We start from the raw sequence: 18,351 nt of genomic DNA on the forward strand, positions 1-18,351 counted from the left end.
TTGTCCGAACCCACTATTGACGGCCTCGACGATGACGAGGCGCTCCAGCTGATCGCCGAGCAGATCAACGCTGCTGGCGATCATGGCGATATGGCGCTGGCCTCCACTGGCCTGGCGCTGGCCGATGCACTTGAGGCGCGCGGCGTGCCGGGCGAGGATCTCGCCGTGCTCGACTATTTCCGGGCCAACGCCTGGGATGCTCGTTACCGGCAGCGCCTCGGCGACCGGGCACGCGTCTGGGACTGGGATCAGCCCGAAGTGCGCGAGCAGATTTTCTTGCTGCGCAAGGCGCTCAACAATCCGACTTTCGACACGCTGCACCCGATGTATCGCTGCCAGATCCTCACCAACCTCGCCAACCGGTTCGACAAGATCGGGCGGTTCGTCGAGGCGCAGGCGATCTGGACTCGCGCGCTCGGCATCGATCCCAATTTCTGGATGGCGCGCGCCAATCGCGGCAACGGTCTCATGTACTATGTCGGCGCGCTCTACGATCCCGGTCACCAGAGCGTGCTGGCACTTCATGCCCACCACGATCTCACCGACGCCGTCGAGCAGATTTCCCGTTTTCCCGAATTGGGCGACGTTCGCCTGGCGCCGCAATTCGCCAGCCATGCGGGGCAGATAGCGAGCCACTTCGACCTCGAGGCCGTTCGCACGCATCACGATCCGGAAGGCTGGAGCCTAGGCGAGACGCCCGAGGAGCAGAGCTATCGCCGCTGGTCCCTGCAGCGCGTGCTGTTCCTCAACCCACTCAATGATGTCGAGCGCAAACCCGTCGCCGCTCAGGACATACTCGGGCTTCCCAGCTTCACGCTCGATCTCGATTCACCCCCGATCGTCATCGGCATGGCCAATGAGCTGAAGCAGGGCTTCGCTTCGGCGCGCTGGCTTCTCTACGAAGGCACGCACAGCGATGCCGTGCATTTTTCCGACCGGGACGTGCTCCTCTTCAACACCCTCGATTACCCAGCCCATGGCCTGTCGGTCGAGAAAGTAAAACTCGCCTTCCGCATGGCTTATTCGACCCTCGACAAGATCGCCTATTTCCTCAACTTCTACTTCGAGCTCGGCATCCCCGAGAAGAAGGTGAGCTTCCGCACGATCTGGCGCGAAAAGGAGAATGCGCCGGTTCGCGATGTGTTCGTACAGTCGGAGAATTGGCCGTGGCGCGGGCTGTTCTGGCTCGGCAAGGACCTGTTCGACGAGGATATGCGCGAGACTACCGAGCCCGATGCACGGGCGCTTGCCGAATTGCGGAATCATCTCGAGCACAAATATGTGAAAGTCCACGACATGGGCCCGCCGCGCGGAAGCCCGGGCGATCCATTCTTCGACAGCCTGGCCCATGCGATATCGCGGACCGATCTCGAGCAGCGCACGCTCAAGCTGCTCCAGCTGGTCCGCGCGGCGCTCATCTATCTGCTCCTCGGCATGCACCGCAACGAGCGCGCGCGGGCGAAGGGCAGGACCGGGCGCCTTGGCGCCATGCCCCTCGATGCGTGGCGAGACGAGTGGAAGCGCTGATCCGGGGCTGATCCGGCGCGCGGTCGGCCGCGTCGCGCTTGCCTCGTATTCTAGTTTTCCGCCGCTTGCGTGTCTTACACTGGTGGCACGGTGGGAGAGGGTGGCGCAGTAGCTGTGCCACCCCGGCGCCGTGGACGTGCGCGGAAGCGAAACGATCCCTATATTCTTGCGGATGCCAAAACCGTCCGCCTCATCCGCCGCCGTGTGTCAGCGACCCCGAAGAAGAAGAAGCCGGTGAAGCGTGCGGTTCCCTATGCCGAGGTTGCGGCGGCGCTGCTCAGCTTGCCGGCAACGCGAGAAGGATTCGAAGGTCTGACGGCAACGTTGATCGATGCCGCGACCGGCGGGACCCTGCGACTGCTTGCCTCGGGCGACCAACTGGGCGTCGACGGTATTGCCGATCCGGTGGGGCCGGGGCCGCGCCGTGCGATGCAGTCCAAGAGCTACAAGGCCTCAACCTCACTCGACCGCAACGGATTGGTCGGCGAAATGGCATCCGCACATGAGGCCTGGCCCGGCATAGACTGCTGGATTCTCGTGTCGACCAAGAGCCTGCAAGGAACTGCCGCGCGAACGGTGCGCAACTTCGCCGAGACCCTCGGCTGGGGCTTCGTCGCGCTCGACTGGAGCGAGATCGCGCCGGGCTTCCCACGGCTGGCGACGCTTTGCGCAGCCTATCCGGATCACGCCAGCGCATGGGGAGAGATGGCCGCGGTGCGAGCCTCTCTTGACGCAATCGCGGCCGCGCCGGGCTTCAGTGCCGCTCGCGACAAGGTGCTCGCAGAGCTGCGCGCTACGGATACCGGCTTTGTTGCGGCACGCGAAAATGCCGTCTCCGATCTGAACCGACTTTTTGCCGATGCGGAGGCCGCGCGTGCGATCGTCGGTCCGTCTCCCGCCTTGCTCGTCTCGGCACCGCCGGTACCGCGCATCGCGCTTCGCGCATCGGTCGCGACCTGGTGGTCGACCGACTCGCAGGCTGCGGTGCTGCTCGGGCTCGAAGGCATGGGCAAGACCTGGGGCGCGCTGGACGCGTTGCGCGCCCTTGCCCTCGCCGAACATGGACCGCTCCCGATCGTGATCGGCGCGGCTGCCGCTGTCTTGGCGGCCAATGGTCTCGACGCGGTGATCGCCGCGCTGGGGCGGATCGGAGAGGAGGCGGGGCTCAGGGTAGCGGACCCGCCGCGCTTCTGGCGCCGCCGCCTGACGCTCTGGGGGGAGGGCGCTGGTGAAGCGGGTCAGCCGCGGCTGCTCGTGCTGGTCGATGGGCTCGACGAAATTGCCCCATTCGATTGGCCGGCCTGGCTGGCACCCCTGCGCGTTGCCGAGCGCACCGGCCTGATCCGCCTGATCCTGACGTGCCGCGACGACGAATGGCGGCATCGTGTCGCACCCGGTCTTGCGCCCGCACCCTCAGTGCTGCCCGTCGGCCGCTTTTCTACGGCCGAACGTGACGCCTATCTGCGCTCGCGTGACGTCGATCCGGGCCTCGTCTCGGCGGTGGTGCTCGCCGCAGCGCTCCATCCGCGCACGGCATTTCACCTGACCCGTCTCGCCGACGAGATCGGCGATCTCACCCGGATCACCCGCGAGCAGCTGTTGCTGCGCGACTTCCAGAATCTTTGTCTGGTGAAAGGCGGCCCGGCGACGCCCGCTGTGTTCGAGGGGCTGGTGCGCGAGATGGCGACCCAGGCGCAGGCCGCCGCACTACGTCAGCAGGCCTATAGCGTCACTAGCGGCACGGTGCTCGACACAGCTGCCGAGCTGAGTGGCGACACGCGCGACCGCATGCGGCGCGTCTTGGGCGATCTCGTGTCCGGCGCGTGGCTTGAGCGCGACGCCGACGATCCCACCCGATTCGGTTTCACCGATCGCGGGCTTCCAGATGCCGTCGGCCTAGCCCTGGCCCGGCTTATCCGCCGGCTCGATGTTCCTGCGGCGCTCGCCGAAATCGACCGGTTCCTCGAGCCCTGGGGGGCAGATGACCTGGTGGAAAAGGTTCTGCGCACTTGCGCGACTGCGCTGATCGTCGACCCGCAAGTGCCCGATGCGCTTTGCACGGCGGTGCTCGAGCGCTGGCACGCCCATCCCATGCATGGCAATGGGGGTCAGGATTTCTGGCGACGCCTCCACATTTTCCGTCCGACAATCTTCCTCGATGTGTGCGAGCGCCAGGCGCTTCGCGGTGACTGGCTGCTCGCCTGGGGCGTCGCCTGCCTTTGGGAAGATCACCCGCGCATGCGCCTGATGATCGCTGCGCGCTTGCATGCCTGGCTCACCCCTATTCCCGTGCCGGAGGTGCAGTCAGCGAGCCGGCCGCAGGATAGCGATACGCTCAATCGCACTCGCGCGCGGCAGCTGCGCCGGCTCCGCGCGCTTGATCGCCGCCTGCCCGGGGTCTGGGAAGCGCGGATCGGCAGGCCGGCATCCGAGGTTCCGGAAGGGCTGGGCCGCCTCGCCGCCCGCGTGATCGGCTATCTCCCACGCCTTCCCTTCGTGTCGATCCTGCGGGACTGGGCGCTCCACTGCGCCGCGGCCGGGCGGCAGATCCATGTCCATGAGGTCGAAGCCCTGCTGCGCGACGATCACGCCGAGGACGCCGAAGCTGTCTTTGTCGCGGTTCGCGCCGTCGCCGAGGCGCTCGCCAGCGAGGGCAGAGATGTTGCGCGCACGGCGGCGGCGCTGCTGCTGCGCTGCGCCGGTGATCCTGACGATGCCGCGCGCGCGGAAGCGTGGCTGCCGGCAGCGCCCGCTCGGGTAAGGCGCTATGCCATCGAGCGGATGTCCGACGACGCGGGGCCGGTACTGGTGCGCGGGCATGATCGGATGCTGCGCCCGCTGCAGCTGATCGAGGCGCTAACCGGGGAGGTTGGCGATCCTGCGGTGACGCTGTCCGAACCTCTCGCCGACGCGCTGCAAGCTGCCGTCGACACCCTTGTTCCAGCTGATATGGTCGAACTCTTCTCGCAGGATGGACGCCCCGCGACCGTATTGCTGCGCTGGCATCCGGAGCGGTTCTTCACGCTGTGGCGGGCCTATCTCCTTAACCAGCCCGTGCCGGAGGACGATCATGATCGGGCCGACTATCGCCGCATAGCACAGGGCGCGTTGCCTATCCTCACGGAGGCGGAGCGGGCGGCGCTCGCCGCTCGGCTGGAGGCGAGCGCCGCGCCGGACGGCACCGGGCGCGGCGCGGCCACCGCCCTTCGTATGACGCACGCGCCGCTTGCCGATCAGATCGCGCTGCTGATCGTCACACCGCTCGCGCAGTGGCCCGCCGCCTACCGCTACCTGCTCGACCCGCCCGCCAGCGATGAGCGCGAGCAGCTAATCGCTCAGCTGGATTTCACCGCCGAGCCGGATCTCCTGCGTCGCAACCTGATACTCGCAGTCGCGCTGATCGAGCGGTTCGGCCAAATCATGGTGTCCCGCGACTGGAGCGGCGCTTTTACCCTCGCCGATCCCGATGCGCAGCGCGACGCCTTGCGCATCGCCCATTATGCTGGCGGGGAGGCCGCGGCAGAGGCTTTTGCGCCGCTCGGGCAAAACTCCGCCAACGCCGCCAATCCGGTCCTCGGCTTCGAGATCAGCGGCCTGCTCTCCAATCTGGGCGATGCTGCGCTTCGTCCGAACCTGGCGCGCCTCGATGCCGAGACGCTCAGCCATGTCTATCTTGGGCGCCCCGCCCTCTGCGACGAGGTGCTGCCGCTCTGGCGCGCCTGGATGGTCGATCGCATCGCGGTCCCGCGCAGGTCCCACGGCTTCGGCGCCGACCGGGCCTATTATGTCGACCGTGACGAAGCCTATGCTGCCTATGTCGTCGCCGAGCCGGACCAGGCTACCGCGCTGCTACGCGGAGCATGGGACGACGCCAAGACCCGCCAGAATATCGTCTTCGACCATGGCGGCGGCCCGACCTGGCCGCTGCTACAGGCGCTTGCGCCCTCCCATCCAGATCTCGTCAAGGAAATCTGGCGCGGCGTCGCAGGCGAAGGCGGGGTCATGTGGGCGACCGACGATCAGGCTTTTCCGGCCAAGCTGCCCGCAGGTACCATGTTCGATGACGTACGCGCCGAGATGCTGGACCGCCCGACCAAGGACGGCCGGCTGTTCGACATGGTGCGCGCGCTAGAGCGAGGCGGCCACCTGGACTTCCTGATCGGCTGGATCGAGCGCGGGCTTGCGGCTGTGTTGCCGGCGACACGGGCGCGGGTGATCACCGTCGCCGGATTCCTCGACGCCAGCGATGCCGCGGTTGCGCTATGGGACGGGCCACTTGCAGCGCGGCCGGCGGCCGGCTGGCTCGCCGATGTATATGACGTATCAGCCAAATGGTTCAGCTGCGCGCGGGTCGCGCGGCACTGGTATCTCGTTATGCGCGAGGCAACGACCGAGCCGGAGGCGCTTCGCGCGTTCTGGCTGCTCAACCGCGTCGCGGATACCCGGATGTGGCTCTTCAGCCGCCAGGAACCGTACAAGGTCCCGCACGACAGCTTCCGCGCGCAGTGGCTCGATTTCTTCCGCGATGGCGTGAAGGCGGCGCGCGAGGCACCGGCCAAGGAGATCGCCCAGAGCTATTTTCATGGTCCTTCGCTCGGCGACGTCATCGACGCCCACTGAGCAGCGCGTGCGTTTAGCCGCCGGTGGAGGCCGGTTCTGGTTCGACCGGCGCCGCCGCAGAGGGGAAATCGGCGAGATGATAGCCCCGAGCGGCCCTGGGACTTGGTCGCGCAAGGTCGGTGCGAGCTGTCCGTCCCGCACCGTGTCGCGCTCTGGTATGGCGGGTTCACCAGTACCGCGCCGATCATCGAACTGGCGGGCTGGATTGCGGGGACGACACGCTGCTGGGTAGCGTGTCAGCGTCCTGATCTGGCCGGGCTATTGGCGTTGGTCTGTCGGGTCAGACGGCCGGCTTGGCGGCGCTGTCCGGTGTACCCGCGACGCCTTGTGGCTTGTGGAGCGCGCTGGCCATCCGCTCCGAATAGGCGATCGCCAGCTCGCGCTGGCCGAGCATCTTGAGCTGTTCAACGTCCTTGGCGTTGGACATGAATTCGAGCAGCTTCTCGCGAGGGGTATGCTGATAGGTCTCGAACAGCCAGTCGCACCAGTCGACGAAGCTCTCGCACTTGCCGCCGGGCTTCAGCACCTCGCCGAAATAGGTGTCGGGATATTGGGAATATTCCGCCAGCTCTTTGGGGCTTAGCGCGTCGGCTGCGATGATGTGACGGCCATCGTCGAGCTCGAAGGCGCCGTGCATTGTGCCGGATCTGGGATCGACGCTGGCATTGTAGAAGCGCCCCGCCTGTAGCGCGCCATTTTCGTCCGATATGGCGTAGCGCTCGCCGAACTTCAGCCGAGGCGGCCCGCCGCCGGGGGTGAGCGTGCTTGGCAGCTCGCCGTCGAAGGTGGCGGGGATCTGATAATGCGTCTTCATCGACTCGATCAGCGCTGTCATCGGCGCATGCTTGGCGCGCGCCGCCATCACGCCGGCAAAGCCCTGGTAGCGGACATCGGGCCCGAAATCCGGGATGCGATAACCGGCGGCGAGCGCCTGGATATTGCCGCCGGTCCCGGCAAGGTCGTTATGGAAGGCGTGATTGGTGACGAACACATAGGCTGGCGGCAGCGGCGCGCCGTCCTTGTCGGTCGCGCCTTCATTGTCGCGGATCTGCTTGAGCGCGGCGGCCGGCCAGCCCTCCAGGGTGCCGCTGGCCTTGAGCTGGTCGGACACGTTGATCTCGATCATTACAACGCGGGTATGTGCCGCGGCCTTGCTGAGCGCCTTGGCGAGCTTGGCCCCGACGCGCAGGCGCTTGACCTCGTCGACTGGGCCATCGGGCGCCTCGAGATGGGCGGTGTGGACGCGTGATTTTACTTCGACTGAGAATTGCTCGCCGGTTTTCGGCCAGGTCGCGACGAACTCGACGCTGGAATGCGATTTGGGCTTGGTCTCCTCATAGCTGAGCGTGAAGCCGGCCTTGAGGAACGCGGCGGCGGCATAGGTCTCGAACAGCGCGCCGATGAACGCATCGTCTCGCGTGCCTCTGAGCCGCTGTAGATAGATGTCGGCCATCGCCTGGCCGTCGCCATGATGCGCGATCAGGTAGATATTATAGGCGAGGTTGAGGAAGGCCTGGATTGCGCCGGTCATTGGCCCACTGGTAACGCCGTCCGGATTGGTGAACGGCTTGGCATCGGCAACGGCCTGCGCGTACCATCGCAGGATCTGGTGTCGCTGCTCGACCGGCTTGGCCTGCTCGGCATTCGACCAGTCGGCGCCGAGGCTGCCGAGCAGATAGTCGCGCAGGAAGTCGTGGAACGTCACCCACTTCCGCGAATGGTACAGACGCTTGCCGACGACCACCACCCGTTCGCCGCTGACCGGGGCAGATAGGATCGGGCGCCCTAACCCTTGCTGTTGCAGCCGACGCGTCCGCAATCCCTCCGCCTGGCGTCGCGCGCGATCGATAGCGGCGATGTCGAACGGGGATGCGCGGTCCGTCGGCGCGTTGCGCGGATCGCCGCAACACTTCTTGTATTTCTTGCCGCCGTTGCACGGACAAGGCTTGTTTCGGCCGATCCCCGCCATGATACCAATATCGAAACGATCGCGCCGATTATCAAGCGGTGCGCGAGGATAGAAGGGCGGTGCCGGCAACTCGGGCATCTTGCCCGCCTTGTTGGAAGGACTGGCTTTTTGGGACTGCAGATGCCCGCGCAGTGGCGCTTTCGCTCGCCCGGCCCGATCGACATGCAGGCGATGAACGCGTTCAATTCACTGGTCCACACCATCGCCAGCCAGAGCGAATCCTCCTGGGGCATCTTCGAGCTGTTCAAGTCGAAGTTCGGCGGGAGCGGCTGGAGCTCAAGTGAGAGCTGGGCGATCGGCGACCTGCACAGCCTTATGGCAGCGTCGGCGGACAACGCGCCCGCCTTCATCGCGGCATTCTGGGACGGTTGCGAGGAGGTGCGTGGCCAGTATCCCGAGGTCGGCTTGCCCGATGTCGATATCGTCAACGGCATTCTGTTCGACCACGGCGTGCCCTACGAGATCCGCCCGCCCGAGCTGCTGCCGCGCAACCCCCAGACGCCGATCCCGGTCCAGGCGCCGGAGAAGTCGATCGGCGAGTGCGCGGTCGAGCTGATCCACGCCTCGCTCGACCAAGCCGACCGGCTGTTGCTCGAGCAGCGCCCGCGCCAGGCCGTGCAGGAGATCCTCTGGCTCCTTGAGACCGTGTCGACCGCGTTCCAGGGGATCGACACCGGGACCGGCACGGTCGCGGGCAAATATTTCAACGACATCATCCGGGACTTGCGCGCCAAGCACCCCGGCCGCACGCTGGCCGAGGCGCTGGGCTGGATGACCAAGATGCACGGCTTCCTGTCCTCGCCCCCCGGCGGCGGCGTACGGCATGGCACCCAGCTCGCCGCCGATGTCTCGCCGACGCTCAAAGAGGCGCATCTCTATTGCAACCTGACCCGCAGCTATATCGGCTATCTGCTCGCCGAGATCGCCGACTTGAACAGCGCATAGGCCGAACCACTGCGGAAGCAGCCTGGTTGCGCCATATCGGCGATCCCATACGCTGATCGAAGCGTTACGGCTCGCGACGCGGGAGATGCCGACGCTCTATGACCGGCAACCCGCAATTGCCTGGCCCCAGGCCACTGACTAGACAGGTTGCGATGGCACGGATCAACCTCAAGAAATTCATCGCCGAGCATTACAAGGGTGGCGTCACCGCCCGGGACGTCATTCGCGAAGGCGTGACCAATTCGATCCATGCCGGTGCCGATGCCATCACCGTAGATCTGTGGTTCGATCGCCAGCCCGGGCTGTTCGGCGACGAAGTGCGCAATGTCCTCGAGAAGATCACAATCACCGATGATGGCGAAGGCTTCACCCAGGACAATCTCAATTATTTCGATGAGATCTGTACCGGTCACAAGGACGATATCGGCGGCAAGGGAGTGGGCCGGCTGGCTTTCCTGAAATATGCCAACCGCGTCGAGGTCCGCAGCCAGCTGGCGAACGAGCTAGTCGAATTTCGCTACACGCCGGATTTCACCCTAGACGACGTCCAGCGGACCGCTTCGGCGGGTCGCCGGGAAACGACGATCACCATCTCGGAGCTCAAGGAGAAGATCAACACCCAGGTCACCAAGCTCGTCAATGCGATGTGCGACGATCTCCGGCTGCTGTTGTTCCTCAAGAAGCAGGCCGGGCGGACCATAGCGATCCGGTTCACGCACAACAGCAAGCAGCCGTTTCCCGACGACTTCACCTTCTCTGGCGAGGCGATCGAGGCGCAAAAGACGCGCTCGTTCGAGCTGCAGGGCGAGACCTTCGACTGCTATCTGTTCCGCGACGAGGCGCCGCGCCGGGGCATTGTCGCGATGCTTTGCGCCGACGAACTGTGCGTCGAGGAATATCAGATCAGCAAACGTTTCGACATCTGCCGCTATCTCATCTCGATCACCTCGACCTATCTCAACCGAAGCTCGAATATCGAGCGGCAGAAGCTTGAAATCCCCAAATCCGATGCCGATGCCGACATGGCTTCGCCGATCAGCCGGGAAGCGCTGATGCCCTGCATCCGTGCGGAATGCCTGGCGATGATCAACGAGGCGGCGGAAGGCGATATCGAGGCGTTCAAGCTCGCGAACGTCGACAAGCTCCGTAAATATTACCCATTCATCCAGATCGAGTCGCTCAGCGGCGAAGCCGCGATGCTCGATGCCGACGAGATCGTGCGCACCTACCGCGCACAGCAGGCGCGGCGCGAAGACCAGCTTGTGGAAGCGCTGGAGGAAGGCCGCAGCGTTGCTTTCGACGACATCTCGCATCTCGCGAGTGACGACCTGGCGCGCTTCATCGTCCACCGCGCGCTGGTCATCGACTCGCTTGCCAAGATGCCGCGCGATTCGGCCGAGGACGTCCTGCACAACGCCATCCTGCGCAAGCACAGCGATGGCAGCGACATCCGCGAGAACAATGTCTGGCTCGTGGACGACAAGTTCCTGTCCTACAGCAACATCTACAGCGACGAGACGCTGGCGCGGATCGTTCGCGAGGTCGGGGTCGAGACCGAGTCGAAGCAGCGGCGCAAGCCGGACGTTGCCGCGTTCTTCTCCAAGGATAACGAGGGCCGCCCGAACAAGCTCGTCATCATCGAGTTCAAGAAGCCAGGCGCTGACATCTTCGAGAACAACAAGGCGTTGGTGCAGTGCCGGCTCTACGCGAGCGAGCTTGTCGATCGCATCGCCACCGTGCGGGAGGTGTTCGCTTTTTCCGTCGTCGAGATCGACGACGAATTTTACAAGGATATGAAGCGCACCGGCTTCAAAGACGTGTTCTCGCTTAGCGAGCGCGTGGTCTATGACGATTTCGTCATCGGCGCCTCGGACGATATCCCGCTGCACCTCTATGTGATGCCGGCCGCCTCGCTTATAACGGATGCCAAGGCGCGCAACCGCGTATTTGAGGAAGTGCTGCGGTTCAGCATGGACAAGGAAATGCCGGCCACGGGCGGGTCGAGGTCGAGACGTTCGTGCGAGACGGACTCGCAGCTGTGATGGAAGAGCCGGATATTCGCCATGCGCCAGAGCACCGTTCCCTCTGGTCTAGATGGGCGGAATAGTTTTCAGTCGCGATGCCGCGATCGAACATCGGCATTGTCCATTTTGAACAATCGCAATCCTGACAGCGGACAGTCTGGTAACGGCCCGATCCCTGTCTTTCTGTGATCTCGTTCGGATGGGCGCCGGAAGTCAGCTGCTGGCGAAACCTGCCGTTCGAAGCGCCACTTGGTAAGGGCAGGAATGTCCCACTTGGCGACCATCGGGTATCGGCAACGTCGATCATCGTCAGCAACGTGACCAGGGCGCTCGTCGCGAGGATACTATGGAATCACTCCGTTACGGATACGAACCAAGTCCGATAATGGTCGTTCTGATAAGTGCCTGAGCGACAGGATAGGCGGTCTCTGGGACTTTGCGGTCATTCTCTGGCCGCCGTCGAAAGGGCGGCTTACAGTCGAACACCGGACGTTCTAAAAGAAAGCAGATGACTGCAGGAAGCGGGAGGGACGGTCCGGTTAGGGCCAGGCCACGTGACGTGACGTGACGTGACGCTACGTATCGCATAAGCACGATAATCTATTGAGAATCACTACTGCGGCTGACGAATGACTCCTGATATTGATTTTTCGAAAATTCGTGCGGAACACGGCGATCAGAGAGAGGGCTTCGAAGAATTCTCCGCCCAGATTTTCCATCGTTACGCCGTAGCTGCGGGCTCGCGATACGAGCGGTATCGCGGCGCAGGTGGCGATGGCGGCGTCGAGGCGATCTGGCGCCTCCCCAGCGGGAAAGTCATAGGCCTTCAATCAAAATATTTCCTGCCATTGAAGGCAGGGCATCTCGCGCAACTCGAGAAATCGCTCGACACCGCGCTCGACAATCATACCGATCTCGAAACTTATATCGTCACCCTGCCATTCGATCCCACACCAACGATCAAGGCGCGTTCCGGCGAAGGCCAGGCGGAGAAGCTCGAGACCTGGCGGAAAAGCCTGATCGATCGTGCCGCCAGGCGCGGCGCGACGATAACGGTCGAGTGGTGGCATGAGAGCGAGTTGAAGTCGCGGCTTCTGGGAATGGACAATTCCGACGGCCGGATATTGTACTGGTTCGGCTCGTTAAACGTGAACATGGCGACGCTTGAGAGCGCCGCGACCGTAGCCGAAGGCGTTGCCGGGCCTCGATATTCGCCCCTTCTTCGGGTCGGAAACGACGCCGGTAATACGATCAAGGCCTTCGGACTCGATCCGGGTTGGCCAGCGGTGCATGAGGGCTGGGGTGCGCGGTTGCGCAAGGCAGTTGGTGTCTGGAATGCTTTGTCACCCAAAGCGCATCCAGGTCAGTCTGCGCAGTTATTGGCGGCCTTGAGGGATGCGAACCTTCGCTTTGCCGCTGTCGAGGATCTTTCCTTTAAAGAAGCCGACCGCGCAGCGCTGCAAAAGCTCGCCAGTCAAACGCTTCCTATAGTCCAGTCCCTCGAAGACGCGGTCAAAGACGCATTCGACAGCACGCACGGCGAGGAAAACGACAACATCCGTTGGCGGCAATGGCAGGCCGCCTTTCAGGCTGCATTCCCTGCGGCGGATCTCGATCGCGCTCGCGATGCTTGCACGCTCCTTCGCGACGTCCTCTCATTTGCAGAGAGCCCAGCTGCGATCGCGGCCGGAGCAGGCACCCTGCTCATGCGGGGGCCTGCCGGTATCGGAAAAACACACACTACGATCGATGCCACCAAAGGACGGATTGCTGCCAGACGCGGCGCGTTGGCCGTACTCGGGCAGGAAATAACGTACGGCCAAAACCTGTGGAGCGTGGTGGCAAGCAAGCTGGGCATCGGCCCGACGGCGAGCAAGTCCGAGATTCTCGGCGTGTTGGCCGCGTTCGCCGAAGGCACCGGTGCGCCGTTCCTGCTCTGTGTCGATGCAATCAACGAGACCCCTGATCGTCAGCAATGGCGATCCTGGCTCCCCCAGCTCAAGGCCGATATCGCAGGGCAGCCGATCAAGCTGCTCCTCACCTGCCGGGACATCTTCATCGAGGATACGCTTGGCGCTGCAGCCGACGACCTGCCCAGCTTTACGCATGCGGGCTTTGCCGGCCGCGAATATGACGCTGCATACGCCTTTGCGGCATTCTACAAGGTTGGCCCGCCCGCCGAAGTCGTCGCGCAACCCGAGTTCGCCAATCCGCTGTTCCTGCATCTGGTCTGCCGGGCGGCGGTGACTATGAAGTGGGATCGCATTCCAGGTGGCCAGATCAGCCTCACCAAGCTGATTGCGGCAATCCTCGACGGCGCGAACAGGAAGGCGGCCGAGCTGCTCGACTTCGACGTCCGCATCGAGAATCCGGTGAATGACGGCGCCCTGGCCCTTGCTCAGGCAATGGGACAGAGAGGCGTGCGCCTTTTGCCGTTGGCTGATGCCCAGACGATTCTGGCGGGCGTTCGGCCATCGCAGGGCGCGTCGAGATCCTTACTCAGGGCGATGGAAGAGGCCGATCTGGTATCGGTCGCGTCCGACAGTGGCGCCTCTTTCCTGCGGTTCGCCTTTGAGCGTCTGGGCGATGTGTTGATCGCGCAATCAAGCATCGCTGACCAGAACAAGGCGGCCGTGTGCGCACGGTTCCTTTCGGGAGACTTGGCGGCGCTCGTGGCGACGCCCGACACGGTGTCCGAGTATGCAGGCCTCATCCAGGCCTATTCGATCGTCCTGCCCGAACTGCACGGCATCGAGATCGCCGACCTGCTCAGCGGAACTGCGACCCACCTGGAAGTGACGATGCTGGCACTGGACGTACTCGCCTGGCGGGATCTCGCCAGTTTCACCTGCACGAACTGGGTGCTGCACCACAGAAGGTTCGTCGATCTTATCGAGGTTCTCGACAAAGTACTCGCGGTCACAGCGGTGCCCGGGCATCCGGTAAATGCAGAGTGGCTGGACTCGCGGCTCCGGAGCTATCAGCAACTCGACCGGGACGCCATGTGGACCTCGGCGCTGAAGCAGGCCTGGGAGCAAGGGGGGGCGGGCCACCAGCTCGTCAGTATCGCGCGGGGTCAGGACCTTTCGCACCTGTCGACGGAATCCGCCGTTCTTCTCGGCATTGCCTTGGCCTGGTTCACCGCCAGTGCCGACCTGCTCATTCGCGATGAGGCGTCCCAGGCGCTGACACGCCTCATGGTCGCACAGCCGATATCGGGCGAGTTGCTCGACTACTTCATCCTGTGCGACGATGATTTCATTCGCGAGCGCGTGCTGAATTCGGCGTATGGCGCAGGCCTGCTGAAGCAGGATCCGGCCTATTGGGGCGAGATCGCCGACATCGTGTTCGACAGCTTCTTCGCTTCGGGCATGCCGCCCGAGAATGTGCTGCTCAGGGATCTGGGGCGGCTCATCGTCGAGGAGGGCATCGCGGCAGGCACCATCGCGAGCACACCGGTTCTAGCATCTGTGCAGCCACCCTATGCAAGCGCGTGGCCGCTTCAATTCACATTTCCGGATTGGCCGGCGCTTGATGCCACGCATCCCGACCTGCCGGCGAACCTGAAACTGGGGCAACAGTCGTGGCAGCCTGACTTCGCGGGCTACGTCGTCAAGCCTGCCGCCAAGGATTTCGGCCTTGCTGCCGCCGGACTGACGCTTGCGCACCTGAACCAGTGGATCGTCGAGCAGATCCTGACTCTTGGCTATGATGGCCCGAGCAAGTTCGCGCTTGCGTATGACTGGAAGCTCATCGAGGAACATGGCCAGGAACGCGGCGTACCCAATCGCCATCGGCGCGTTAGCAAGAAGTATCAGTGGATATTCCTGGCGCGGCTACTGGGTCGGCTCCACGATCACGTCCCCCATAATCCGCCCTCATGGGGAACGCCTCGAAACCCTAGCGATTTGCAGGCAGTCGAGCTTCGCACGCTCGATCCGACCGACTTGTCGGAAGATCGCACGGCGCCCGTCCCAGGTGTAAACACCTCCGATTTTTTCATCGCGCCGATCGTCCGGCCGGAGGCACGCAACCCCAGGGATTGGGCGGCCGAACTGTTCATTGACCGGGACATCGAACTGGTTGGCGAGAAGTGGCTGCTGCTGGCCGGCTATCAGATTTGGCGATATCAAGACGAGGTGAGCAAGCGTTATTTGATCGCACCCCGGCGCGTGGCGGCGATGCTAGTTCCCGATAGCGAGATGGCCGCGCTAAAGAGGTCCTTCACCTCGTCCATTCCAGACGCGGACATTCCCGAACTCCGCAAGTTATACCAAGGCGAATTCCTTGGAAGTGTCGCCCTGCGTACACATTCTAGCCAATGGGGGCTCGACGGCAAGTTCGGCATCCCAGCATCTGTGATCGTCAGTCACTTCGATGACTCAGAGACTCCGGCACATTCGCTCTGGGTACCGGCTTCGGACCTTATCACCCATAATATGGCCAAGTGGGACGGTGCGCGTAGCTGGATGGATGCATCCGGCGAGGTGATTGCGGCACAGATCGGCCACGGCGATGATGTCGCGCTGGTTTTCGACAAGGCGAGATTGCTAGCATATCTGACGGCGACGCAGTCTCGGATCGTATGGGTCTTGTTCGAGGAACGGCATGCTGCGATCGCATCCGAGCCTTTTGCTTCCAACGACCTGCGTCAAGCATGGTCTTGGAGCGGTAAAAGGCTAGCCAAGCTCGCCGAAGAACAGGAGGACTTCATTGAGCTGGGCAAGGCCGAGGACACGAACAACGTAACGGATGACGATGGTTAGGCTGGCGGGGCGATCTTGCGTTGCGAATGACTGGTTTTGTCTGTCCTAGACGTTGCTGCTTCGTCATAGGAGCGGCTTATGTTGGTCGCTAGCGGGCATAGCCTTGGTGCCTTCGTCTGTCAGCCAAGCCTTGTGCGATAGGCGTGGTACCGTAACCCCGAGTTTTTGCGATCAAGATCCGCGGGGGCAGAATGGCGGTTGTGGGATGAAGCGCCGAATAAAAAGATTGCACGAATTTGTCGAGTTGGGGTGCGAGAAAAGTCTCGACCGCAAGAACTGATTCGGATTTGCCAGGCATATCCGTGTGCGAAGTCATGTGCGGAAACGTATCTCGAGCGTGCTTGAGCGTATGTAAAGGCCGTAACGCTTTCCCCCCGAGCATCCGATCATTGCACCGAGACGCATCGCCTTCGCGGTGCGTAATTCGGGATGCGGCGCATGACACCCACCAAGCTTCTCATCGGCCAGATCTTCGTCGTCTTCTCAGTCGTGTTGCTCGGCGTTTGGGCGGCGACACAATGGGCGGCGTCGATGCTCGGCTATCAGGCCGAGCTGGGCAGTCCCTGGTATGTCGTGTTTGGCATGCCGGTCTACCGGCCGTGGCAGCTGTTCGGTTGGTGGTACCATTATGATGCTTATGCGCGCACTGTCTTCGACAAGGCCGGCGCGCTTGCGGCGGCGAGCGGATTCCTCGGCTGCGCGGCTGCCATCGTCGGTTCGCTGTGGCGTGCGCGTCAAAACAGCCAGGTCACCACCTATGGTTCCTCGCGCTGGGCCTCGCGGCGCGAGATCGTCGGTGCCGGATTGTTGGGCGACGCCGGCGTCTTCCTCGGCAAGCTCGGCCGCAACTATCTGCGTCACGACGGCCCCGAGCACGTCATGGCCTTCGCGCCGACCCGTTCGGGCAAAGGTGTCGGTCTGGTGGTACCGACGCTGTTGTCGTGGACAGGCAGCGCCGTGGTGCACGATATCAAGGGTGAGAACTGGACGCTGACGGCAGGTTGGCGGCAGCGCTTCTCGCATTGCCTGCTGTTCAACCCGACGGATCCGCGTTCGGCGCGTTACAACCCGCTGCTCGAAGTCCGCAAAGGACCCGACGAGGTCCGCGATGTGCAGAATATCGCCGACATCCTCGTCGATCCCGAAGGTGCGCTCGAACGCCGTTCGCATTGGGAAAAAACCAGCCACAGCCTGCTCGTCGGCGCGATCCTCCACGTGCTCTATGCCGAAGAGGAAAAGACGCTGGCGCGGGTCGCCACCTTCCTTTCGGATCCCCAACGGAGCTTCGCTCATACGCTGCGGCGAATGATGGAGACCAACCATCTGGGGACGCCGGAGCAGCCGCAGGTCCATCCGGTCATTGCCAGCGCCGCGCGCGAGGTTCTGAACAAGAGCGAAAACGAGCGCTCCGGCGTGCTGTCCACCGCCATGTCCTTCCTCGGCCTCTACCGTGATCCCACGGTGGCGCTCACGACTGCGGCCTGCGACTGGCGGATCGCCGATCTCGTCGACGGACCAGTGCCGGTGTCGCTCTACCTGGTCATCCCGCCGTCCGACATTTCCCGGACGAAGCCGCTGGTCCGCCTTGTGCTGAACCAGATCGGTCGCCGTCTCACCGAACGACTGGAAGGCGATCCAGGCAAGAGCCGCAAGCACCAGCTCCTCATGATGCTCGACGAATTCCCGGCGCTGGGACGGCTCGATTTTTTCGAGACCGCGCTCGCCTTCATGGCCGGCTATGGCATCCGCGCTTTCCTCATCGCCCAGTCACTGAACCAGATCAGCAAGGCTTATGGCGAGAACAACGCCATCCTCGACAATTGCCATGTTCGGGTGGCGTTCTCCTCGAACGACGAGCGAACGGCCAAGCGCATCTCCGATGCGCTCGGTACCGCTACCGAGTTGCGCGCCCAGCGCAATTATGCCGGGCACAGGCTCGCCCCCTGGCTCAGCCATGTCATGGTCAGTCGACAGGAAACCGCGCGGCCGCTGTTGACGCCAGGCGAAGTGATGCAGTTGCCGCCGGCTGACGAGCTGGTCCTCGTCTCGGGGCTGGCGCCAATACGCGCGCGCAAGCTGCGCTATTACGAAGATCGCAATTTCACGTCGCGGGTGCTGCCGCCACCCAGCCTCGACAGTGACGATGGCACTTATGCCGATCGTCCCGACCCGCGGCCCGATGACTGGGGCGGCGAGATGCGGCAACCCAATTTCCAACTCGCCGCGCAAGCTGGTGAAGAACAGGCTGTTACGCCTGAAGACGAGGGCGGTCTTCAGCAGCAGCGTCATCCAGGCCTTGAGGAAGAACAGGCGAAAGCCGCGTCCGAACCGGAACAGGCGGCAACGCCAGACAATGATGATGATGGCGATTCCACCGCCGATCAGCGGGCCATGGACCAAGCACGCGGGCTCGGCGCGATTGCACGGGCTCGGGCGATGAACAGCGGCGTCGAACAGGACCAAGCCGACCCTGACCACGATCCGCTGCCGAGCTTCTGAG

The 18,351-nt window shown here is 63.5% G+C and carries 7 protein-coding genes and 1 pseudogene; 6 read left to right on the forward strand and 2 right to left on the reverse strand.

Features of this window, described 5'->3' with window-relative positions:
* Both PBT88_RS09585 and PBT88_RS09590 read left to right on the forward strand, forming a co-directional pair.
* On the forward strand, positions 1-1,527 hold the full coding sequence (locus tag PBT88_RS09585) for an LA2681 family HEPN domain-containing protein (protein ID WP_270078949.1): 1,527 nt from the start codon (positions 1-3) through the stop codon (positions 1,525-1,527).
* A 204-nt stretch (positions 1,528-1,731) separates the two neighbouring features.
* Positions 1,732-6,147 carry a hypothetical protein gene (locus PBT88_RS09590; RefSeq protein ID WP_270078950.1) on the forward strand — a complete coding sequence of 1,472 codons (4,416 nt, stop codon included), beginning with the start codon at positions 1,732-1,734 and terminating at the stop codon, positions 6,145-6,147.
* A gap of 280 nt (positions 6,148-6,427) precedes the next feature.
* On the opposite strand, the gene PBT88_RS09595 is transcribed toward PBT88_RS09590, so the two are convergent.
* Positions 6,428-7,891 carry a hypothetical protein gene (locus PBT88_RS09595; RefSeq protein WP_270078951.1) on the reverse strand — a complete coding sequence of 488 codons (1,464 nt, stop codon included), beginning with the start codon at positions 7,889-7,891 and terminating at the stop codon, positions 6,428-6,430.
* Positions 7,892-8,071: 180 nt separating this feature from the next.
* A pseudogene (locus PBT88_RS21185) lies at positions 8,072-8,194 on the reverse strand (hypothetical protein); the annotation flags it as partial.
* Positions 8,195-8,287: 93 nt separating this feature from the next.
* Between PBT88_RS21185 and PBT88_RS09600 the strand changes: the two are divergent.
* From PBT88_RS09600 to PBT88_RS09615, 4 genes are all read left to right on the forward strand, one after another.
* A complete protein-coding gene (locus PBT88_RS09600) occupies positions 8,288-9,061 on the forward strand; it encodes a hypothetical protein (RefSeq protein ID WP_407696536.1) in 774 nt (257 codons plus the stop codon).
* A gap of 152 nt (positions 9,062-9,213) precedes the next feature.
* A complete protein-coding gene (locus PBT88_RS09605) occupies positions 9,214-11,103 on the forward strand; it encodes an ATP-binding protein (RefSeq protein ID WP_270078953.1) in 1,890 nt (629 codons plus the stop codon).
* A gap of 611 nt (positions 11,104-11,714) precedes the next feature.
* Positions 11,715-15,851, forward strand: coding sequence for a hypothetical protein (locus PBT88_RS09610; protein ID WP_270078954.1), 4,137 nt, complete (start codon positions 11,715-11,717; stop codon positions 15,849-15,851).
* Positions 15,852-16,289: 438 nt separating this feature from the next.
* On the forward strand, positions 16,290-18,350 hold the full coding sequence (locus PBT88_RS09615; RefSeq protein ID WP_270078955.1) for a conjugal transfer protein TraG: 2,061 nt from the start codon (positions 16,290-16,292) through the stop codon (positions 18,348-18,350).
* Position 18,351 lies beyond the last annotated feature (1 nt).

The sequence above is a fragment of the Sphingomonas abietis genome (assembly GCF_027625475.1).
Taxonomy (GTDB): domain Bacteria; phylum Pseudomonadota; class Alphaproteobacteria; order Sphingomonadales; family Sphingomonadaceae; genus Solisphingomonas; species Solisphingomonas abietis.